Consider the following 21,223-nt stretch of genomic DNA (forward strand, 5'->3'; position numbering starts at 1 on the left):
CTGCGAGGACACCCTGATGAAGACCCTGCGTATCGCCCTGTTCGTGCTGGTCTGCGCGCTCGTGGCGTTCGGCACCGTGGTGATGGCGCGCGGCGCGCCGGCGGCCCGGCCCGCGTCGCCGATCTATGGCGTGACCCTGCCCGACAACTACCGGCGCTGGCAGCTGGTGGGCGTGGCGCAGGAGGCCGCGCCGTTGAACGAGCTGCGCGCCGTCCTTGGCAACGACGTGGCCGTGCGTGCCTATCGGGAAGGCAGGCTGCCTTTCCCCGATGGCGCGGTGCTGGTGAAACTGGCCTGGAAGGACGTGCCATCGAGCGAGTTCGCCCCGGCATCGGTGCCGGGCGCGGCCACCACCGTGCAGGTCATGGTGAAGGATTCGAAGAAGTACGCGGCGTCCGGCGGTTGGGGCTTTGGCCGTTTCATCGACGGCAAGCCGGTCGACCGGGCCCAGCACGAGACCTGCCTGGCCTGTCATCAATCCCGGGTCAAGGACCACGACCTGGTGTTCACCCGGTGGGCGCCATGACCCGCGCCGCCGTCCACTCCCCCCGAGGAATACGTCCATGAAATCCCGTAAACATCGTCTGCCCTCCCTGCTCGGCACCTTCATGTTGCTGGCCGTGGCGCTGGCCACCCCCCTGTCTGGTTTCGCCGCACAGCCGACGCAACCCAAACCCACGGTCGTGCTGGTGCATGGTGCCTTCGCCGACGGCTCCAGCTGGAACGGCGTCATCGAACGCCTCCACGCCGACGGCTACCGGGTGATCTCCGCACCCAACAATCTTCGCAGCATCCGCACCGACGCAGCGGAAGTGAGCAGCCTGCTGCGCAGCATCTCCGGACCGGTGGTGCTGGTTGGCCACTCCTATGCCGGCTCGGTGATCAGCGCCGCTGCTGACGGCGTGCCCAACGTCAAGGCGCTGGTGTTCGTAGCTGCGTTTGCGCCGGCAGTCGGCGAGACGGCCGCGCAGTTGTCGGCGAAATTCCCCGGCAGCAGCCTGGGCGCCACGCTGGCACCACCGGTCGCCCTGTCAGACGGCGGCAAGGATCTCTATATCCTGCAGGACAAGTTCCACGCGCAGTTCGCCGCCGACGTGCCCGCGAAGCAGGCACGCCTGATGGCGGCCAGCCAGCGCCCGATCACCGAAGCAGCCTTGAACGAGGCAAGCCCTGCCGCCGCGTGGAAGACCCTGCCAAGCTGGTTCGTTTACGGCGAAGCCGACCGCAACATTCCTGCAGCGGCCCAGGCGTTCATGGCCAAACGCGCCCATGCCCGCGACACCGTGGTGATCAAGGGGGCCTCGCATGTGGTGATGGTGTCCCATCCGGACGCAGTGGCCGCACTGGTCGAGAAGGCGGCGCTGTCCCGGTGACGGTCCTGCCCGCATGAACAGCCGACTGCCGCTGGCGGACAACACCCCGAAGGAACCGGTTCTTGCCGGGTCCTTCGGGGTACGCGCCGTGGCGTTGCTGGCCGCCATCTCTGCACTGGATGGCTTCGCGGTGTTGTCGGTTGCGTTTGCAGCCCCCGGCTTCTCCCGTGCATTCGGTGCGAACGCAGCAGCGCAGGGCTGGACACTGGCGACCGGGCTGGTGGGAATGGGGCTGGGCTCGCTGCTGCTGGCACCGCTGGCTGATCGGTACGGACGCAAGTCGCTGGTGCAGGTGAACCTTGCGCTGATGCTGCTGGGCATGGCGGCCAGCGCTGCGGCGACGGGGTACGCCGGACTGATCGTGGCGCGACTGGTGACCGGGCTTGGCACCGGCGCCATGATCGCCGTGCTGGCACCGCTGGCGGCGGACCATGCCAGCCCGCGCCGCCGGGAGCTGGCAATCGGGTTGATGTCGATCGGCTACCCGGTGGGTGGCGTGCTGGGGGGCACCGTTTCCGCACTGCTCCTCCAGGGGCCTGGCTGGCGGGCGATATTCGTGCTGGGCAGCGTCCTCGCTGCGGTGCTGTGGGCGCTGATCCGCACCTGCCTTTACGAGCCCGCCGGTTCAGCGGAAGACCGCCGACCGGAGGAACCGCGCAGGCCCGTGCCGATGCAGGCGGACACGCTGCCGCAGGCGGCGAAGGTCACCGCGATCAACGTCCTGTTCGTCACCAGCGGCTACTTCTTCCTCAACTGGGTGCCGTTGATGGTGGTCGGGGCCGGGCATTCGCCCGCGCAGGCCACCAGCGTGTCGGTGGTGGCCAACCTGAGCGGCGTGGCGGGCGGCGTGCTGCTGGGATGGCTGGCACCGCGGTTCGGTCTGCAACGCCTGGCGGCGTTCGCCCTGGTCGGTTCGGGCTGCGGCACGGCGTTGTTCGGCAGCGTGCTGGACAACCTCGGCACGGCGCTGCTGGTCGCGGCCGTCACCGGCTTCTTCGTGTTCGGCGGCTTCGTCGGCATGTTCGCCCTCATCGCCGCCAGCTTCCCGCCGCGCGTACGCACTACCGGTGCCGGCTGGGTGATCGGCATCGGACGGGGAGGCAGCGTGCTGGCGACGCTGGGGGCCGGGATGCTGTTCGACGCTGGCATGGACCTCGCGGACGTATCGGTGTGGCTGGGCAGTTGCGCGGTGGTTGCAGGCGTGGCTCTGGCAATTCTCAGGTGGCGTCCGCTCACGTAACCGCCGGGCCGCGCAGCGCGCATGTTCAATCGACATGCGGAAGAGCGACGGTGAAACAGCTGCCGCGTCCGCTGCCCTCGCTGCAGGCCCGCACGCTGCCGCCATGCCGCTCGACGATCCGCTTGACCACGGACAGGCCGATTCCGAGACCCAGCTTGGAACCCGACAGACGTGGCAACGTGCCACTGTCGAACAGCGTCGCCAGGCGGTGGGGTTCGATGCCCACGCCTTCATCGGCTACCTCCACCAGCACCTGCATGTCCTGCAGCCGGGCGGTCACCTGGATGCGGCCCGGCGACGGTGTGTAGCGCATGGCATTGGCGACCAGGTTCACGAACACCTGCTGCATGCGCATGGGGTCGAGGCGCAGCATGATGTCGCCTTCTGGCATCTGCACCACGACCGTGCGTTCCGGCTGGCCCATCTGCCGCGCGGCGATCGATATCGCTTGCCGCAGCTGCTCGCCCAGCCGGCACGGCGCGCGCTCCAGATGGAATCCCTCGGCATTGACCTGGCTGTGCTGCAGGAGGTCCTCCACCATGCGGGCGGCCAGGGCGACGTTGCTGGCGATGGCGCCCAGCAGCAGGCCGCAGCGCTGGTCCTGCGCTACATGCGCTTCCAGCACGCTGGCGGCCAGCCCGATGGCCGACAGTGGGTTGCGCAGCTCGTGCGCCAGCTCGGCCAGTGCCAGGTCGCGCGGCTGCGCCGGGAGGTTCAGTGGGAGGTTCATGTCCGGCCTCAACGCAGGTCGTCGGGAGTGTCGTAGGTGAACGGATCGCTCGGCGCGGGTGCGCTCGGCAGTGCCTGGCGTGGCAGCGGGTCGCGGCGGTTGGCGACGTCGAGCAGGATGCCCGCCAGCACCACCGCACCCTGCCGCATGTCATCGGCCTTCAGGTGGTCGTAGGTATCGATGCTGGAATGGTGCACGCGGGTGTCGTAGTCCAGCGGGTCCTGGACGAACTGGAATGCAGGCAGGCCGACCGCCGCGAACAGTTCGTGATCGGTGCTGTCGACATCGCCGGCGACCACCCGTTCCACGCCCAGCGCGCGGAACGGCGCGATCAACTGCTCGAGTGCTGGAACCGCGGACAGGTTGCCCTGCGCATGGATCCCGCGGATCCGGCCGGAGCCGTTGTCCAGGTTGAAGTACGCGGCAAGCCTGGCGTAGTCCGCAAGCGGCGCCACCGGAAAGCGGCGGGTGATCGCGTAGTAATCCTCCAGGCCCGTGGTGCCCGGCGGGGCGGGGGGGCGAGATGCCAGGTGGGTGGCGACGTACGCCTTCGACCCCAGCAGGCCTTGTTCTTCGCCGGACCACAGCGCAAACCGGATCGTGCGGCGTGGACGGATTCCGATCACAGCGAGCATGCGCGCCGCCTCCATCACCATCGCACAGCCGGCGGCATTGTCTGCGGCGCCGTCGGCCGCGGCCCAGCTGTCCAGGTGCGCACCCGCCAGTACATAGCCGGCGCTCCGATCGGTGCCGGGTATCTCGGCGATGATGTTGTACGCGGTAGCGTCCTGGTCGAGGAAGCGGGTCTGGCTGTCGATCTCAAGCACCACCTCGCCATTCTTCGCCAGTCGTGCCAGGCGACGATAGTCTTCAGCCGCCAGCTCCACCGCCGGCAATGGGCCGCCCTGCTGGTAGTGAGTACCTTCCCCGTGCAGCAGTCCGCCGTCGCTGTAGGACTGCTGCACGCGGGCTACCGCGCCTTCGTCCTTCAGGAACTGGTCGATCCGTTGCTGCAGGCGTGCGTGCTTCAGCCAAGGGGGCAGCACCGATGGCGCGTGCTGCGGCGGGTCGTAGTGATCCATCGCAGTGATCTGGGCGCTGCTGAAACGCTGGAAGGGGGCCTGGTCCGGTTCCGATCCGGTGCCGGGCAGGTCTGCCAGCACCATCGTCCCGCGAAGTTTCCCGCGCCAGGCGGCGAAGTCCGCTGTGCTCCGGATCGGCGCCACCACGATGGGCGCGCGCACCGGCCCGGGCGTCGACGGTGACCAGGCAACCGGCACGGCATGCAGAGCCAGCACACGCGGCGCAAGCATGCGTACCGCCACGTGTTCCATCTCCCAGCCGCGGCCGAACGCGAAGCCTTCGCGGTGCACGTTGTGCAGGCCCCACTGGCGATACTGCTGCAGGGTCCAAGCTTCGGCACGGCGCATGCCAGGCGAGCCGGTCAGGCGCGATCCGATCTCATCGCTCAGCCATTCGGCAGTGTTCATCACCTGCGAATGATTGAAGCCCTGGTCGCGCAACCGGGTCTGTGCGTCGGGCGCGTCCGGCGCGGCGGACGCCGCGGCCTGCAGGGGCAGGGCGGCAAGGAGTGCTGTAGCCAGGCAGTGCAGTGCCGTGCGCATGCGGAGTTCCTGCAAAGGGGGGCAGGCACGCAGAGGCACGCCCGTGGACCGCCAGCATGCCCACGCTCCATCGCGCGGTGCAGCTATACGTTGGTATCTCCGTCGCCACGCTAACGTCGGCTAACACAGCATAGCGGGCGTAGCCGTCGAAGCCGGCGCATGCTGCCGGCTCCTTCCCCCGGAGATGCAGCATGCCTACGCACACTCCCGCACTGGTCGACAGTGCGGAACCGCTCACCTGGCTGGTCACCGGTGCGTCCAGCGGCATTGGCCACGCGCTTGCCGAGCACGCGCTCACGCACGGGCATCGGGTGGTACTGGCGGCACGCAGTACCCGTGCCATGGATGCATTGGCGGCGCGCTTCCCCGGGTCGGCGCGCGTGGTGGTACTGGACGTCACCAGCAGCGCCCAACGCAGCGCGGCCGTGCAGCACACACTCAGCCAGTTTGGTCCCATCGACGTCCTGGTCAACAATGCCGCCGTCGATTTCATCGGCGCCATCGAGGAGCAGCGCGAACCGGACTACCGCGCGCAGTTCGAGGTCAATCTGTTCGGCGCGGTCGACATGATCCGCCTGGTACTGCCGGGCATGAGGGCGCGACGCGCCGGAACGCTGGTCAACATCTCGTCCATGGATGGCATCGCCAGCCTGCCGGCCAATGGGTTCTACTCGGCCAGCAAGTTCGCACTGGAGGGGGTGACCGAAGCGTTGCAGCAGGAGCTGGCGCCGTTGGGCATTCGCGCGTTCTCGGTACAGCCAGGCTCGGTGAGGACCGGCATTGAAGCCCGCACGCACGCGTCCGGCAACGCGATCGCGGACTACGCTGCAACCTCGGGTCGGTTCCGCGAACAGGTGGCAGCCGTGACCCCCGAGATGTTTCCTGGCGACCCGGCCCGTGTGGCCGCAGCCATCCATGACGAGATCGTTGCCCCGACCGGACGCCGTTGGCTGGTGCTGGGCAGCGATGCGCTGCGACGTATCGGCGCCAAAGTGGCGGCACTGCAACAGGACCTGGATGCCGCCGTGCTCACCGCGTCACGCACCGACTTTCCCGACGCCGGCACTGCCGTGCTCTGATTCCATCCCATCAGGAGATATCCCATGACACAACGTTGGCTCATCACTGGCGCGTCGCGCGGCATTGGCCGCGCACTGGCCGAGGCCGTACTGGCAGCCGGTCACCGGCTGGTTGCCACCGCACGCGATCCGGCACGGCTCAACGATCTGGTGCGGCAACACGGTGATGCGGTGCGCATCTTCGCCCTGGACGTGACCGATCCTGCACAGGCGGCTGCGGCGGTCGCCTTTACCGATGACGCCTTCGGCGGGCTGGACGTACTGGTGAACAACGCCGGCTACGGCGATGTGAACTCCGTGGAAGACGCAAGCCTTGAAGAGTTCCGCCAGCAGATCGAAACCAATCTGTTCGGCACCATCATCATGACCAAGGCAGTCATCCCGCTGATGCGTGGGCAGGGCAGCGGCCACATCATCCAGTTCTCGTCGGTGGGCGGACGCATCGGTGCACCCGGCCGTGCGGCATACTCGGCTGCGAAATGGGGAATCGAGGGCTTTTCCGAGTCATTGGCCAGGGAGATGGCGCTGATCGGCGTGCATGTCACCATCGTGGAACCCGGTGGATTCCGTACCGACTTCGCCGGCTCATCCACCACCCTGCACGAGGGTCGCCGGGAATACGACGCGGTGGTCGGCGCCACCGCACGTGCGCAGCGCGACTACGATGGCCGCCAGCCCGGTGACCCCGCGCGGGCCGGCACCGCCCTGGTGCAGCTGGCATCTCTGGACCGCCCACCGCTGCGCCTGGCGCTGGGCAGCGACGCGTTGGAGATCATTGCCGGTGCGGACCGCTCCAGGCTTCAGCAACTGGAGCAGTGGCGCGGGCTCAGCGTCTCGACGGATTTCCCGCCAGCAGGGTGACGACGCCGGCGTGTCGCGAAGGGGTGCCCTGGCAGCGGGCATCTAGCGCCAGTGTTGCGTGCTTCGATTCGATGATTCCTGAATAATGGAATCACCGTTTTTGAATGAGGAAGGCACATGAAGCCCGTCATCTACCACAACCCCAGGTGCGGCACCTCGCGCAACACGCTGGCGTTGATGCGTCATGCGGGGATGGAGCCGACGGTGATCGAGTATCTGGTCGATCCGCCCAGCCGTGCGCGGTTGGTCGAGCTGATCGATGCTGCGGGCGTGGGTGTGCGGGGCGCCATCCGCCAGAAGGAGCCGCGCTATCGCGAACTGGGGCTGGACGATGCGTCGCTGGGCGACGATGCGTTGCTGGATGCGCTGCTGGCCAACCCCATCCTGATCGAGCGGCCGTGGGTGCAGACCGATCTGGGCACGCGTCTGTGTCGGCCTTCGGAGGTTGTGCTGGAGATCCTTCCCGCGGTCACCGCGCCGTTTGCAAAGGAAGACGGCGAGGTCGTGATCGACCAGGACGGCAGGCGGGTTTCCTGAGCGCGCCCGCCTTGCGGCGGGCGCGCTGTCGATCGCTTGCGCTTACTTCGCGCCCAGTCGCTGCAGCAGCACGGCGGCCGTTTCCGCTGACGAAGCAGGGTTCTGCCCGGTGACCAGCAGGCCATCGCTGACCACGTACGACCCCCAGTCCGGACCCTTGGAGTAGTCGCCGCCAAGGGCCTTCAGCGTGTCTTCCACCAGGAATGGCACCACCTCGGTCAGGCCGACGCCGGCTTCTTCACTGTTGGTGAAACCGGTCACCCGCTTGCCCTGCACCAGTGGCTCGCCCGTGGCGGCCTTGACGTGGCGGAGCACGCCCGGGGCATGGCAGACCAGCGCGACCGGCTTGTCGGCGGCGATGAAGGATTCGATCAGCGCGATGGAACGGCGGTCTTCGGCCAGGTCCCAGAGCGGCCCGTGGCCACCGGGATAGAACACGGTGTCGAAGTCGGCCTGCGCAACGCTGTCCAGCGGCACGGTGTTGGCCAGCTGCGCGATGGCCGCCGCATCGGCTTCGAAGCGGCGGGTGAGCGCGGTCTGGAAATCCGGCTCGTTGCTCTTCGGGTCCAACGGCGGCTGCCCGCCCTTGGGCGAAGCCAGGGTGATGGTGGCGCCGGCGTCCTGGAACGCGTAGTAGGGCGCAGCGAGTTCTTCGAGCCAGAATCCGGTCTTGCGACCGGTGTTGCCAAGCTCGTCGTGGGAGGTAAGAACGATCAGTACTTTCATGGCGCGTGATTCCTGGTGTTGAGAGCTATACAGTAGACCGGTCGTCTAGAAACCCGGCGTGAAAAAACGCCCGACGGGCGTTGTCGACCCGCTGCCCGGTTCAGGCAGCGGGGTGAAGCATCTGTCGCGTAGTCTGCGCTGCGTTGTCGAAGGGCTGGCTGCTGCGCACGATCTTGACCATAAGGCTGGCACCCAGCCACAGCTCGTACAGACTCTGTGCCACAGCGCCCGGTGTGCCGGTGAAGGCCAGCGAGCCCTCCGCCGCGCCCGCTTCCAGCACCCGCGCCAGCCGCGCGATGATGCCGGCGGTGCCCCGCTGCAACACAGCGCGCATGCCCTGGGAAAGGTCCGCTACTTCGGCGCCGAGCTTCACTGCCAGGCATCTGCCCTGGCAGTCCTCGAATGACTGGTTTTCCTTCCACGCACTGAAATAAGCGTCCAGCTGTTGCGCGCGGTTGCTACCGGAAGTGGTGAAGATGCGGTCCATATCGGCCAGGTACGCCGCGAAATAGTCGTCCAGCAACGCTTCGCCGAACGCTTCCTTGGAACCGAAGTAGTGGTAGAACGAGCCTTTCGGCACCCCTGCGGCACTCAGTACTTCATTCAATCCGACTGCCGAGAATCCTTTGCCGCCCATGATGCGCTGGCCGCTGGACAGGATCCTGTCGCGTACATCACGGACTTCGGAGGGAGGTGTCGGGTTCATGCAGCGCACTGTACATGCAATTAGACCAGTCGTCTAGTGGCGCGTCGGTGCTGTCTAACTGGCCTTGCGCCCGACGTCGAGAGCGCGTTCCACGTGGGCCAGCAGGTTGTCGATCTCGAACGGCTTGCCAACGAACGGTACCGACCTGTGGGCGGCGGGCACTGCCTGGAGGTAGACAGCGGACGCGAACAGAAAGGGCGTACCCAGGCGAGCCAGGCGGTCAGCCACCGGGAACACGGCGCCGTCGCGAAGTTCGACATCCAGGATCGCCGCATCGAACGGCTGGTCCGCGATGGCAAACAATGCGTCGGTAACCGAGTAGGCCGGAACCACTGTGTAGCCGGCGCCGCTCAGGACTTCGATGAAAAGCCTCGACAGCTCGATTTCATCCTCCACCACCAGGATGACCTTGTTTGTACGGGATGACGCCAACCTGCTCATGGATCACACGCGAACCGAAGATGCAGCCATGGTCTCCCTGCGGGTGTCAACGCGGCGGAAAGCCCTCTAGTCGCCATCTTCATCGCCGGCCGTCGACGACCTTGCGGACAATGCGGTTGAAACCGCAGTAGAAGTACGGTGTTGGGCGCATCGGACCATTGCTAGGCTCCAGCTTTCCGCGTTGGAGACCTGCCGTGAGCAACGACGTCCTGCGTAGTTCCCGCGTCGCCCTGCCGCTGACCGCCCTGGTGATCGCGCTGGCGTGTGTCGGCTGCCGACGGGAACCAGAGGCCACGCCCGCCGCGGACGCCGCCCGCGCCGCACCCGCGGCCGCGCCGGCTGCAACGGCGACGCCGCCCCCGGCGGTGGCTGCTGCCGAACCCGACCGCGCTGCCGAGCCGGGAAGCGTGCCGGTGACCGCCGACAACTTCGTACGCGCCGAATCCGATCGCTATCTCGGCGCTCTTGTGAAAGAACAGGGGCTGGGCAAGCTTTTCCACCACCGCGAGCCGGCATCGATCGACAGCCAGACCGTGGTCCGGTTGAACCGCGACACGTTGTACTCCAGCGCGGTGTTCGACCTCGATGCCGGCCCGGTCACCATCACCCTCCCCGATGCCGGGGACCGCTTCATGTCCATGCAGGTCATCGACGAGGACCAGTACACCACCCAAGTGAACTACACGCCCGGCGCCTACACGCTCAGCCGGGGCAAGGATGGCACCCGCTACGTGGTGGTCGCCCTTCGAACGCTGGTGGATCCCTCCAACCCCGAGGACGTGGCCAAGGTGCACGCGCTGCAGGATGCGATCAGGATCCAGCAGGCTGCGCCGGGCAGCTTCGACGTACCCAGATGGGACACGGTGAGCCAGGACAAGGTGCGCGCAGCGCTGCTGACCCTGGCATCCACCCTGCCCGATACGCGGCACATGTTCGGTACCCGCGACACCGTCGACCCCGTGCGACGCGTGATAGGGGCCGCCTCGGCGTGGGGCGGCAATCCCGACAAGGATGCGCTGTACCTCAACGTGGTGCCCGAAAGGAACGATGGCAGGACCGTGTACCGGCTGCACGTGGCCGACGTGCCCGTGGATGGATTCTGGTCGGTGAGCCTGTACAACGCGCAGGGCTACTACGAAAAGAATCCGCAGAACGCCTATACGTTGAACAACCTTACCGCGAAGAAGGGCGCCGACGGATCGATCGACATCCAGTTCGGAGGCTGCGACGGCCAGGTGCCCAACTGCCTGCCCACCATGCCGGGCTGGAATTACATGGTGCGGCTGTACCGGCCGCGGGCAGAACTCCTGGACGGGCGCTGGACATTCCCGGAGGCCGTGCCGGTGCAGTGAGCGCGGAACGCCGCGCCTTGACCGCGCGACATCCACGCGCGGTCTGCGATGCTATGGGGCATGAACCCAACGCCTCCGCCCGACAACGATAGTGCACCTGCCACCCATGCAGGCCCGCGTTCCCCGGCGTTCGCCCTGCGCCGGTGGCTGGCCTGGCTGCTGCTTCCGCTGTTGCTGGGAATTGTGGCGCTGGCCCTGTGGAATGGCGAATGGCTGAAGGCGCCACGCGCGATGTGGGAACTGTCGCGCATGCCAGCGCCGTCGTCGCTGCCGGTGCCGGTGGAAGGCGTAGCAGCGCGGCGGATTGCCGATACCTTCGGTGCGCCGCGCGGCCGCGACCGCACCCACGCCGGCGTGGATATCTTCGCCAGGCGCGGCACGCCGGTCCGCAGCGTCGGACCGGGAGTGGTCGTCGCGGTGCGCGACAGCGGGCTGGGCGGGCGCCAGGTCTGGGTGGTGGGACCGGCGCGCGAACGCTACTACTACGCGCACCTGGACGACTGGCGCGATGGCCTGAGCGAAGGCGAGGTGGTCAGTGAAGGCACCGTGCTGGGCTACGTCGGTGACAGTGGTAATGCGGCCGGCACGCCGCCGCACCTGCACTGGGGGATCTACGGTGCCGATGGCGCCTACGATCCGCTGCCGCTGCTGAAGGCGCACCGCACGACCAACGGTCGTGCGCTACCCCGGTAGGTAACGACCGTTGGTCGTTACGCCTTCGACCGCCGGCCGGACACATGCGCATGCCCACGCACGTGCCAGCGCCACGGAAATTCCACGGCGCGGCTGATGCCGATGCGGGGCCCGGCCACCGGATCGTCGGGTGGCGGCATGCCGTCGGACACGATGCGGATGCCGCGATCATTCTTCACCAGGTCGGCGCCATCCAGCGCTTTGGTGATGCCCATCGCCTGCGAGAGTCGCCCCGGCCCGCTGGCCAGCTCGCGATCGCGCTGGATGGCCGGGCGCGCTTCGCGGATGAGCGCCATGCCATGCACGGGTTCCAGCGCCCTCAACAGTACGCCCCAGCCCTGGCCGACCTCGCCGCACACGGCATTGCTGCCCCAGTGCATGCCGTAGGTGAAGTACACATACAGGTGCCCACACTCGCCAAACATGCTGGCGGTGCGTGCGGTCATGCCACGAAACGAGTGCGCGGCCGGGTCCTGGTCGCCGGCATAGGCTTCCACTTCCACGATCCGGCCGGCACGCCCATCGTCGCGCACCAGCAGCTTGTTCAGCAGTTCCGGTGCCACCTCGGCAGGGTGGCGACGGTAGAACGCACGCTGCAGGGTACGCCAGAGCGACGGCGGCAGCGGTGCGTGCGGGGAGGCGGATACGGGCATGGCTGGTTCCGGTGGGACTACCTGCACCATGCACCGACGGTCGTCATCGTGGCATCAAGCCGGGCGGCGCTGTCGCTCAGCGCAGCGACAACGGCTGCCGGGCCACGATCCGCACCAGTTTGTGGGGGTTGCGCTGGACCAGGATCTGGGTGATGCGCTCGCCATCGGTGTCGAAGGACATCGCCGATTCGAGGTGGTCGCCGAAGTAACGCAGCAGCCCCATGCGGCCGTTGAAGAACGCCGGCACCATGCGCAGCTCGGCGCGGCGGCGTAGCGTGGGCGCGAACAGCAGCTGGGCGATGCGCGCACCGCCGAGCATCGGCTTGGGGAAACTGCTGACGATGCCGCCACCGTCGCCGATCAGCTGCGCCGAACTGTCCATCAGCGCCACCATCGACTTCAGGTCGGCCTTGTCCAGTGCGTCGGCGAAGGCCTGCAGCAGCTGCTGGTGGGTCCGGTGCGGCACGACCTGCAGCGGGCGCTCTTCGCGCAGACGGCTGCGTGCGCGGTGCACGATCTGGCGGCAGGCGGCCTCGCTCTTGTCGAGGATGCGGGCGATTTCGGGGTAATCGCGGTCGAACACATCGTGCAGCAGGAACGCGGCGCGGGCTTCCGGCGCCAGCCGTTCCAGCACCGCCAGGAACGCGACCGACAGGTCGCTGGCGGCCTCATGCAGGCGTTCGGGCGTGTCCGCATCCTCGGTCGGTACCGGCTCGGGCAGCCAGATGCCCACGTAGTGCTCGCGGCTGCGACGCGCCATGCGCAGTTCGTCGATGGCGATGCGGGTGGTGGTGGCCACCAGCCAGGCCTCGGCATTGGCGATCGCACTGCGGTCGGTGCCGTGCCAGCGCAGCCAGACTTCCTGCGCCACGTCTTCGGCTTCGGCCATCGAACCCAGCATGCGGTAGGCCACGCCCAGCACGCGCGGGCGCAAGGAGGTGAACAGGTCGGGGAGTGTTTCCATCGCGGCATTCAACACGAGCGTACGCCGCAGGAACAGTGCCGGGAGAGAAGCACCGTGCCTGCGGCGTCCGACGCCCAACTCAATGCGGGGGCAGCACGGCAGGCTTGTCGGCGTCCTTGATCAGGAACACCACGAACCGCGCCGGTTCGGTGCTGCTGGCGTTGCGACCGACGGTGTGGAGGTCGGCGGGGCCCTCATGGAAGGCCTCGCCGGGACCCAGGGTGACCTCGCGGCCGCCGGCCACGCCCATCACGATGTGGCCCTGCAGCACGTACACGAACCCATGCGCGTCGTGGCGGTGCACCGGGTCGGCCCCGCCGGGCGGGTACTCCACGGTCAGGATCAGGGCTTCCTTGCCCGGATACTCGGGCAGGGGCGTGGTCATCACCGCAGTCACCACCGGCTCGGGGGCGGCGGGAGGGGAGGGTGCGGCCAGGGCGGCAGCGCTGGTCGCAGCCAGCAGCAGGGAGCAGATCAGGGTGCGCATGGGCGTCTCCTTCAGTCGAGGCCGGCCTTGTCCAGGCCCCAGGCCTTGTCGCGCGAGCCCGGCTCGCTGCGGAAGGCGATGTTGATGCGGTTCCAGGCATTGATGCCCATCACCGCGTGGGTCAGGTCGAGTACTTCCTGTTCGGAAAGCTGGCCGCGCACGCGCTCGTACAGCTCATCGGAAACCCCCTGCGCCGGCAGCTGGGTAAGTACTTCGGTCCACGCCAGCGCCGCCCGCTCGCGCGGACTGAACAGGGTGGACTCGCGCCACACCGCAACGTGGTGCAGCCGAAGCGGACGTTCGCCGTGGATCGTGGCCTGCTTGATGTGCATGTCCACGCAGAAGCCGCAGCCATTGAGCTGCGAAGCACGGATCGCGATCAGGTCCTGGATCTGTTCTTCGATCGTGGTGGCGTGCGCGGCCATGCTGTAGTCCAGCAGCTTCTTGAACAGCGCGGGGGCCTGCTTCTGGTAGTCGAGACGCTCGGTCATGGGAGTACTCCTGGGGAGAGGGGAACGGATTCGAGGCTGCAGGCTAGGCCCGCAGCGACCGTGCCGGTAGCCGGGGCAGCGGACGCACGGTGTTGAGCGCAATGCACCAATCCAGCCGGGGCGGGGCTGTCACAGCACATCGCGCTGGTCCGTCTGACTGGCATGAGCACTGCGAATGCCCCCGATGCCGATGCCGCCCACGCCTGCCCGCGCGACGCTGCGCGCCCTCCTGGAGTGCCACCCGCATGTCCCTGACCGAACCAGGCACCGTAGACGAAAGTGCCGACCCCCTGACCACCGGCTTTTCAGCCAGCTACGCCGGTGTGATGGCCTTCATCGCAGTCGCCCATGAAGGCAGCTTCTCGCGCGCGGCCGACCGTCTGGGCATCGGCCGCTCGGCGGTGAGTCGCAGCGTGCAGAAACTGGAGGGCCAGCTTGGCGTGCGCCTGTTCCTGCGCACCACGCGGTCGACTTCGCTGACCCGCGAAGGCGAACTGTTCCATGACGGCTGCCGCCCCGGCGTGGACCGGATCCTGCAGGCGCTGGAGGAGATGCGCGACCTGCGCGACGGGCCGCCCCGTGGGCACCTGCGGGTCAGCGCGAACCCGGGATTTGGCCGCAAGGTGATCGCACCGCTGCTGTCGCAGTTCCGTGCGCTGTTCCCCGAGGTCACCCTGGAGCTGCAACTGGAAGAGCGCGCGCTGGACCTGGCCGCCGACCGCATCGACGTCGCCTTCCGCGATGGCGTGCTGGAAGACAGCGAGGTGATCGCCAAGCACCTGATCCCGATGCAGCTGCTGGTCTGTGCGGCACCGGCCTACGTGCAGCAGCACGGCATTCCCGGCAGCGTCGCCGAGCTGGCCGCGCATACCTGCATCAGCCAGCGGCAGTCCAACGGTCGCCTGCAGCCGTGGGAGTTCCGCGTGGACGGCCAGCCATTGCGCGTGGAACCGGCCTCGGCGCTGGTGTTCAACGATGCCGACCTCGCGTTGCAGGCGGTGCTGCAGGGCCAGGGCGTGGCGCAGCTGCCGAACTACCAGGTACGTGCCGCGCTGGACGCGGGCCTGGCGGTGAGCTGCCTGGACCGTTACGCCGCCGATGATCGTGGCCACTACCTGTGCTATCTGAGCCGCCGCCAGCTGCCCAAGCGCATCCGGGCCTTCATCGACTTCATCACTGCGGAGGTGCGCGCGCTGGACCTGGACGTGGTGACCCACTGGGAATCGGTGCAGCAGGGTGCTGCCCCGGCACGCGACATCGACGCCGGGGCATGGCGATGAACTGCGATTGGTTCCCGGCCGGCAACAGTGCGCGTCCATGCGCGGACCTACTGCGGTGGGCGCGGCCTGCCTAGCATCCTTCCATGCCCTGGCCATCGCCGGGCGTCCCTTTCCAGCAGTGGAGCATCCCCCATGAAGTTCCTGGTCATCGGCGGCACCGGCCGCATCGGCAGCAAAGTGGTCGACCGCCTGCGCGCGGCAGGGCATGAGATCGTCATCGCCGCGCCTTCCACCGGCATCGACATCATCAGCGGCGAGGGCCTGGACGCGGCCATGGCCGGCACCCAGGTGGTGATCGACCTGGCCAACTCGCCGTCATTCGAGGACACGGCCGTGCTGGCGTTCTTCCAGACCGCGGGCCGCAACATCCTCGCCGCCGAAGCCAAGGCCGGCGTGCAGCACCACGTGGCGCTGTCTGTGGTGGGTACCGACAAGCTCGCCGCCAGCGGCTACTTCCGCGGCAAGATCGCGCAGGAGGCACTGATCCGCGAGGCGGGCATCGCCTACACCATCATCCACTCCACCCAGTTCTTCGAGTTCCTGCCGGGCATCATCCAGTCCGCCGGCGACGCGCTGCGGCTGCCCACGGCGCTGGTGCAGCCGATTTCCGCCGACGACGTCGCCGAGGCAGTGGCGCGCGTGGCGCAGCAGCCCGCGGTGAACGGCGTGGTGGAAATCGCCGGCCCCGAGCGCGCACCGATGGACGAACTGGCGCAGCGCTTCCTGGACCGCACCCACGACCCGCGCCGCGTGGTTGGCGATGCACAGGCGCCGTATTTCGGTGCGCAGCTCCAGCCCGACACACTGGTGCCGACCGGCAGCGCGTGGCTGGGTCGGCAGGGCTTCGACGCCTGGCTGCAGCAGTCCGGGCTCGTCCAGGCGCACTGACCTTCCGTATCGCGTGGAGCTGCCATGTCCGACCTGAAGCCGCCTTCGCCGGCCGTTCTCGACAAGTACCGGGGCGATGAGGTGCGTCCGCTCTACACCGGGCGGGTGCGGGTGAGGGGCGGCGAGACCGGGCACGGACGTGGGTCGGGCGTGGTGACGTCCGACGATGGCGCGCTGCAGCTGGATCTCCGCCTGCCACCGTCGCTGGGCGGGCCCGGTGGCGGCAGCAACCCCGAGCAGCTGCTGGCGGCCGGTTACGCGGCCTGTTTCCACGGCGCGATGAACCTGCTGGCCAGTCGCGCCGGGCTGGCCCTGGTGGATGCCTGCATCGAGGTCTCGGTGACGTTCTCGCGCGATCCGATCGACGGGCTGTACCTGCTGTCGGCGGAGGTGGAGGCCTACCTGCCGGGCCTGGAAAGCGGCGTCGCCGCCGAGCTGGTACGCAATACAGAGCGCGTATGCCCTTACGCAAAGATGTTCCGCAACGGCATCACCCACGTGGTGAGCGTAGTGCCCACCGAAGCGCCATGAAGGGCGCACCCCCTCGCTGGAGAAACCCATCATGCACGCCGGACGCTCCTACTCCTTCACCGAATTCCTGTTGTGGACGCGCCGTCCGCTGTACGCGCTGATCCTGCTCGACGTGACCCTGGTGGCGCTGTACCAGCTGGGCGGGCTGCACTGGCTGGCGGTGCCGTGGAACGTGATCTTCATGCTCGGCACCAGCGTGGCGCTGATCGCCGGGTTCAAGAACACCCAGACCTACAACCGCTTGTGGGAGGCGCAGCAGGTCTGGGCATCGATCACTGCGGCCAGTCGGGCGTGGGGCACGATGTGCCGCGACCATGTCGGCCATCCGGGGCAGACCCGTCGGCTGGTGTACCGGCACCTGGGCTGGCTGACCGCGTTGCGCTACCAGATGCGCGAGAGCCGGCCCTGGGAAACGCAGCAGCAGCTGCCGAACGTGGAGTACCGGAAGCATTACCAGGTGCCGGAGAAGGTACGTACGCTGGATGTCGAGCTGATCAAGTACGTCAGCCCCGAAGAGCGCTCGCGCATCCTGGGGGTGTCCAGCAAGGCCACCGAAGTGCTGTCGCTGCAGGGCGAGGCACTGCGCGCGCTGCTGGACGACGGGCTGCTTCCGCCGGCCAGTTTCGCCGAACTGCAGCGCGCACTGCGCGACCTGCACGAGCAGCAGGCACGTAGCGAACGACTCAAGAACTATCCCTATCCGCGCCAGTACGCGGTGATCAACGTGATCTTCGTGCGCATCCTGTGCCTGCTGCTGCCGCTGGGCATGATCGACCTGCTGGCACCGATGAACGACACCGTGGGCGGCGCCATGGCCGGGCACATGGTGTGGTTGGCCATTCCGCTCAGTGTCCTGGTGTCGTGGATGTACGCCGCGCTGGACCAGGTCGGCGAGAGCAGTGCCAATCCGTTCGAGGGCGGCGCCAACGACATCCCGATCTCGCAGCTGTGCGGCACCATCGAACGCGACCTGCGCCAGCTGCTGGACGAACGCGATGTTCCCGAGCAGCAGGAACCGGCCAGTCCCATCGTGCTGTAACCCCAAGGAACAGGCATATGAAGATCGTCGTCATTGGCGGGCACGGGCTGATCGGCAGCCGGGTAGTGGACGTGCTCGCAGCGCAGGGCCACGACGCGGTTGCGGCGTCGCGGCGCAGCGGCGTGGACGTGCTGACCGGGCAGGGCCTGGCAGCGGTGCTGGCGGGCGCCCACGTGGTGGTGGACGCTTCCAATGCGCCCCGCTTCGATGACCCCGTGGTGGGCGATTTCTTCCAGCGCGCCACCACCCGGCTGCTGGCTGCCTGCGAACGCGAAGGGGTGCAGCACCTGGTGGCGCTGTCCATTGTCGGCACGCCGTACCTGCAGGAAAGCCCCTACTTCCGCGCCAAGGCGGTGCAGGAGGGCTTGATCCGGCAGTCGGGGCTTCGCTCCACGCTGGTCCGCGCCACCCAGTGCCATGAGTTCATGGCCCAGCTGGTGGCGCCGCAGGTCGCGCGCCAGGCGTTGCACCTGTCGCCGGCCAAGGTGCAGCCGGTGGCCGCTGACGACCTGGCGTCCCTGGTCGCGCAGGTGGCCACCACGGCACCGGGCCGGCGCATGGTGGAAATCGCCGGCCCCGAAAGCCACCGCCTGTTCGAGCTGGTGGAGTGGGTGATGTACTTCAACCAGGACGATCGCCCGGTCGTGGCCGATCCGGATGCCCGCTATTACGGTGCGCTGCTCAAGGACACCACGCTGACGCCGGAGCCTGGCGCGCTGCTGGGTTCCACCCGCTTCGCCGACTGGCTGGCCGCGCATGTGCGCGGGCTCCTGCCCGCGGTGAACCTGCCGCCCCCCTGAGCCGGTAGCGCCGGCCGTTGGCAGTCGCGACGCCGTCTTCCGGTCGCCGTGGGTATGCTCGGCGGATGAGCCGCAGAAAAAACACCCTTTCGACCACTGCCGCGCCGGATGCGTTTGTCCGCGTCCGCGGCGCCCGCGAGCACAACCTCAGGAACGTCGACGTGGACATCCCGCGCGACGCGCTGGTGGTGTTCTGCGGCATTTCCGGTTCAGGGAAATCGTCGCTTGCCTTCGGCACCTTGTACGCCGAAGCGCAGCGCCGCTACCTGGAATCCCTGTCGCCGTATGCGCGCCGCCTGATCGACCAGGTCGGCGTGCCGGACGTGGATGCCATCGAAGGCCTGCCGCCGGCGGTGGCCCTGCAGCAGCAGCGCGGCACGGCCAGCGTGCGTTCCAGCGTGGGCAGCGTGACCACGCTGTCCAGCCTGCTGCGCATGCTGTACTCGCGTGCCGGCACCTACCCGGCCAGGCAGCCGATGCTGTACGCCGAGGATTTCTCGCCGAACACCCCGCAGGGGGCCTGCCCGAACTGCCACGGCCTCGGCCATGTGTATGAAGTCACCGAGCAGTCGATGGTGCCCGATCCCTCGCTGAGCATCCGCGAACGCGCCATTGCCGCCTGGCCGCCGGCCTGGCATGGGCAGAACCAGCGCGACATCCTGGTGACGCTGGGCTATGACGTCGACATTCCCTGGCGCGACCTGCCGAAGAAGCAGCGCGACTGGATCCTGTTCACCGAAGAGCAGCCGGTGGCGCCGGTCTACCCCGGATTCACCCCTGCCGAAACCCGTGCCGCGGTGCGCCGCAAGGAAGAGCCCGCTTACATGGGCACCTTCAGCGGTGCGCGCCGCTACGTACTGCATACCTTCGCCACCACCCAGAGCGCGATGATGAAGAAGCGCGTGGCGCGCTACATGGTCGGCACGGTGTGCCCGGTCTGCGATGGCAAGCGACTCAAGCGGGCCTCGTTGTCGGTCACCTTCGCGGGCATGGACATCGGCGCGCTCTCGCAGTTGTCGTTGGCCGCCATGGCCGACGTGCTGCGACCGGCCGCGGAGGGTCGCTTCGATGCGCCCGCCCGCGGCGCCGCACGCAGCCGTGCCGCAGGCCGCAAGGCCGAGCAGCAGCGCGTGGCCAAGGGCGGGCTGCTGCACGGCGGCAGCAGCGACGTGCGCCGGACCCCGGACCTGTCCGAGGAGAAGCGCATTGCCGCCCAACGCATCGCCCACGACCTGGTGGAGCGCATCGGCACGCTGGAAGCGCTGGGCCTGGGATACCTGTCGATGGACCGCGCCACCCCCACGCTGTCACCGGGGGAGCTGCAGCGGCTGCGCTTGGCCACGCAGATCCGCTCCAGCCTGTTCGGCGTGGTCTATGTGCTGGACGAACCCACTGCCGGGCTGCACCCGGCCGACGGCGAAGCGCTGTACCAGGCGCTGGACCAGCTGAAGGCCGGCGGCAACACGCTGTTCGTGGTGGAACACGACCTGGGCATGCTGCGCCGGGCCGACTGGCTGGTGGATGTCGGTCCGGGTGCCGGCCAGCACGGCGGGCAGGTGCTGTACAGCGGCCCGCCGCAGGGATTGCGCGCAATCACGGCCTCGGCCACGGCGCCCTACCTGTTCGGCAGCCATGACCGTGCCACGCGCAGCCCGCGCACGCCCGCCGGCTGGCTGGAACTGCGCGGCATCCACCGCAACAACCTGCATGGGCTGGATGCGCGTTTCCCTCTGGGCGCGTTCTGCGCAGTGACCGGCGTCTCCGGATCGGGCAAGTCCAGCCTGGTCAGCCAGGCACTGGTGGAACTGGTCGGCGAGCACCTTGGCCATGAGCCGGACGTCCCGGACAGCGACGATGAGCTGCCGCAGCCGAGCCGGATCGAACGCACGCGTGGCCGGCTGCATGCGGGACACACCCGGATCACACGATTGGTCAACGTGGACCAGAAGCCGATCGGACGCACGCCGCGTTCGAACCTGGCCACCTATACCGGCTTGTTCGACCACGTGCGCAAACTGTTTGCCGGCACGCGCATGGCCAAGGCGCGTCGCTACAGCGCCAGCCGCTTCTCCTTCAACGTCGCCCAGGGACGCTGCGAAACCTGCGAAGGCGAGGGCTTCGTACACGTGGAGCTGCTGTTCATGCCCAGCGTGTACGCGCCATGCCCGACCTGCCACGGCCAGCGCTACAACGCGAAGACGCTGGAGGTGGAATGGAGCGGCCGCAACATCGCGCAGGTGCTGGCCATGACAGTGGAGGAAGCGTTGGCGTTCTTCGCCGATGAAGCGGTGGTGCAGCGGCCGCTGCAGCTGCTGCGCGACATCGGCCTGGGTTACCTGCGGCTGGGGCAGCCGGCCACCGAGCTGTCGGGCGGCGAAGCGCAGCGCATCAAGCTGGCCACCGAACTGCAGCGCAGCCAGCACGGCACCACCCTGTACGTGCTGGATGAACCGACCACCGGCCTGCACCCGGCCGACGTGGACAAGCTGATGGCGCAGCTGCACGGGCTGGTCGATGCCGGGAACACGGTGGTGGTGGTCGAGCACGACCTGCGCGTGGTGGCCGATGCGGACTGGGTGATCGACGTCGGCCCGGGCGCCGGCGAGCAGGGCGGGCAGATCGTGGCCGAAGGAACGCCAGCGCAGGTAAGCCGGTCGAAAGCCGGCAGGACAGCGGGCTACCTGCGGCGGTTTTTCGCCTGAGTGGGCATCCGTACCCACCAACGGT

At 68.1% G+C, this 21,223-nt stretch carries 23 protein-coding genes; 14 read left to right on the plus strand and 9 right to left on the minus strand.

The window, feature by feature from the left end; translation table 11 throughout:
* The first annotated feature begins 16 nt into the window (after positions 1-16).
* The 3 genes from FSZ13_RS07920 to FSZ13_RS07930 all read left to right on the plus strand — a co-directional run bounded on the left by FSZ13_RS07920 (position 17) and on the right by FSZ13_RS07930 (position 2,613).
* Positions 17-526, plus strand: a complete 510-nt coding sequence (locus FSZ13_RS07920) for a cytochrome P460 family protein (protein ID WP_145479000.1) — start codon at positions 17-19, stop codon at positions 524-526.
* Positions 527-563: 37 nt separating this feature from the next.
* Positions 564-1,373, plus strand: coding sequence for an alpha/beta fold hydrolase (locus FSZ13_RS07925; protein ID WP_222116606.1), 810 nt, complete (start codon positions 564-566; stop codon positions 1,371-1,373).
* 88 nt (positions 1,374-1,461) lie between these two features.
* Positions 1,462-2,613 (plus strand): MFS transporter, encoded by a 1,152-nt coding sequence (locus tag FSZ13_RS07930; protein ID WP_186308874.1) that lies wholly within the window; start codon positions 1,462-1,464, stop codon positions 2,611-2,613.
* Between the two features lie 25 nt (positions 2,614-2,638).
* Here the strand turns inward: FSZ13_RS07930 and FSZ13_RS07935 are convergent, their stop codons facing one another.
* On the minus strand, positions 2,639-3,343 hold the full coding sequence (locus FSZ13_RS07935) for a sensor histidine kinase (RefSeq protein ID WP_145479002.1): 705 nt from the start codon (positions 3,341-3,343) through the stop codon (positions 2,639-2,641).
* A gap of 8 nt (positions 3,344-3,351) precedes the next feature.
* Positions 3,352-4,968 (minus strand): M20/M25/M40 family metallo-hydrolase, encoded by a 1,617-nt coding sequence (locus FSZ13_RS07940; RefSeq protein WP_145479003.1) that lies wholly within the window; start codon positions 4,966-4,968, stop codon positions 3,352-3,354.
* 191 nt (positions 4,969-5,159) lie between these two features.
* On the opposite strand from FSZ13_RS07940, the gene FSZ13_RS07945 reads away from it, so the two are divergent.
* From FSZ13_RS07945 to arsC, 3 genes are all read left to right on the plus strand, one after another.
* The gene (locus tag FSZ13_RS07945) at positions 5,160-6,047 is read left to right on the plus strand and encodes an SDR family NAD(P)-dependent oxidoreductase (RefSeq protein WP_145479004.1); all 888 of its coding nucleotides are present in this window, start codon (positions 5,160-5,162) and stop codon (positions 6,045-6,047) included.
* Positions 6,048-6,071: 24 nt separating this feature from the next.
* Positions 6,072-6,908, plus strand: a complete 837-nt coding sequence (locus FSZ13_RS07950) for an oxidoreductase (RefSeq protein ID WP_145479005.1) — start codon at positions 6,072-6,074, stop codon at positions 6,906-6,908.
* 117 nt (positions 6,909-7,025) lie between these two features.
* Complete coding sequence (arsC, locus tag FSZ13_RS07955; protein ID WP_145479006.1) at positions 7,026-7,445, plus strand: arsenate reductase (glutaredoxin); 420 nt, start codon at positions 7,026-7,028, stop codon at positions 7,443-7,445.
* A 42-nt stretch (positions 7,446-7,487) separates the two neighbouring features.
* On the opposite strand, the gene FSZ13_RS07960 is transcribed toward arsC, so the two are convergent.
* From FSZ13_RS07960 to FSZ13_RS07970, 3 genes are all read right to left on the minus strand, one after another.
* Positions 7,488-8,171, minus strand: a complete 684-nt coding sequence (locus FSZ13_RS07960) for a type 1 glutamine amidotransferase domain-containing protein (RefSeq protein WP_145479007.1) — start codon at positions 8,169-8,171, stop codon at positions 7,488-7,490.
* A 100-nt stretch (positions 8,172-8,271) separates the two neighbouring features.
* On the minus strand, positions 8,272-8,877 hold the full coding sequence (locus FSZ13_RS07965) for a TetR/AcrR family transcriptional regulator (protein WP_145479008.1): 606 nt from the start codon (positions 8,875-8,877) through the stop codon (positions 8,272-8,274).
* Positions 8,878-8,931: 54 nt separating this feature from the next.
* Positions 8,932-9,318 carry a response regulator gene (locus tag FSZ13_RS07970; RefSeq protein WP_145479009.1) on the minus strand — a complete coding sequence of 129 codons (387 nt, stop codon included), beginning with the start codon at positions 9,316-9,318 and terminating at the stop codon, positions 8,932-8,934.
* Between the two features lie 194 nt (positions 9,319-9,512).
* Between FSZ13_RS07970 and FSZ13_RS07975 the strand changes: the two genes are divergently transcribed.
* Positions 9,513-10,670 (plus strand): DUF1254 domain-containing protein, encoded by a 1,158-nt coding sequence (locus FSZ13_RS07975; RefSeq protein WP_260844120.1) that lies wholly within the window; start codon positions 9,513-9,515, stop codon positions 10,668-10,670.
* Positions 10,671-10,730: 60 nt separating this feature from the next.
* Positions 10,731-11,363, plus strand: coding sequence for a M23 family metallopeptidase (locus tag FSZ13_RS07980; RefSeq protein WP_145479010.1), 633 nt, complete (start codon positions 10,731-10,733; stop codon positions 11,361-11,363).
* Between the two features lie 17 nt (positions 11,364-11,380).
* Here FSZ13_RS07980 and FSZ13_RS07985 read toward each other — a convergent pair whose 3' ends face one another.
* The 4 genes from FSZ13_RS07985 to FSZ13_RS08000 form a co-directional block, all read right to left on the minus strand.
* Complete coding sequence (locus tag FSZ13_RS07985) at positions 11,381-12,016, minus strand: DNA-3-methyladenine glycosylase (protein ID WP_145479011.1); 636 nt, start codon at positions 12,014-12,016, stop codon at positions 11,381-11,383.
* Positions 12,017-12,092: 76 nt separating this feature from the next.
* Positions 12,093-12,980 carry an RNA polymerase sigma-70 factor gene (locus FSZ13_RS07990; RefSeq protein ID WP_145479012.1) on the minus strand — a complete coding sequence of 296 codons (888 nt, stop codon included), beginning with the start codon at positions 12,978-12,980 and terminating at the stop codon, positions 12,093-12,095.
* A gap of 79 nt (positions 12,981-13,059) precedes the next feature.
* Entirely contained in the window at positions 13,060-13,467 is a 408-nt protein-coding gene (locus FSZ13_RS07995) for a cupin domain-containing protein (RefSeq protein ID WP_145479013.1), read from the minus strand.
* An 11-nt stretch (positions 13,468-13,478) separates the two neighbouring features.
* Positions 13,479-13,958, minus strand: a complete 480-nt coding sequence (locus FSZ13_RS08000; protein ID WP_145479014.1) for a carboxymuconolactone decarboxylase family protein — start codon at positions 13,956-13,958, stop codon at positions 13,479-13,481.
* A 245-nt stretch (positions 13,959-14,203) separates the two neighbouring features.
* On the opposite strand from FSZ13_RS08000, the gene FSZ13_RS08005 reads away from it, so the two are divergent.
* The 6 genes from FSZ13_RS08005 to FSZ13_RS08030 all read left to right on the plus strand — a co-directional run bounded on the left by FSZ13_RS08005 (position 14,204) and on the right by FSZ13_RS08030 (position 21,198).
* Complete coding sequence (locus FSZ13_RS08005) at positions 14,204-15,238, plus strand: LysR family transcriptional regulator (RefSeq protein ID WP_145479015.1); 1,035 nt, start codon at positions 14,204-14,206, stop codon at positions 15,236-15,238.
* 132 nt (positions 15,239-15,370) lie between these two features.
* Positions 15,371-16,126 (plus strand): SDR family oxidoreductase, encoded by a 756-nt coding sequence (locus tag FSZ13_RS08010; RefSeq protein ID WP_145479016.1) that lies wholly within the window; start codon positions 15,371-15,373, stop codon positions 16,124-16,126.
* 24 nt (positions 16,127-16,150) lie between these two features.
* Complete coding sequence (locus FSZ13_RS08015; protein WP_145479017.1) at positions 16,151-16,657, plus strand: Ohr family peroxiredoxin; 507 nt, start codon at positions 16,151-16,153, stop codon at positions 16,655-16,657.
* Between the two features lie 31 nt (positions 16,658-16,688).
* Positions 16,689-17,696: a bestrophin family protein gene (locus FSZ13_RS08020; protein ID WP_145479018.1), complete on the plus strand. Its 1,008-nt coding sequence runs from the start codon at positions 16,689-16,691 to the stop codon at positions 17,694-17,696.
* Positions 17,697-17,713: 17 nt separating this feature from the next.
* Positions 17,714-18,496, plus strand: coding sequence for an NAD(P)H-binding protein (locus FSZ13_RS18810; RefSeq protein ID WP_145479019.1), 783 nt, complete (start codon positions 17,714-17,716; stop codon positions 18,494-18,496).
* A 65-nt stretch (positions 18,497-18,561) separates the two neighbouring features.
* Positions 18,562-21,198, plus strand: coding sequence for an excinuclease ABC subunit UvrA (locus FSZ13_RS08030; RefSeq protein WP_145479020.1), 2,637 nt, complete (start codon positions 18,562-18,564; stop codon positions 21,196-21,198).
* Positions 21,199-21,223: the final 25 nt, after the last annotated feature.

Origin of the sequence: Stenotrophomonas rhizophila (genome assembly GCF_007667275.1) — a bacterium.
Classification (GTDB): domain Bacteria; phylum Pseudomonadota; class Gammaproteobacteria; order Xanthomonadales; family Xanthomonadaceae; genus Stenotrophomonas; species Stenotrophomonas maltophilia_AE.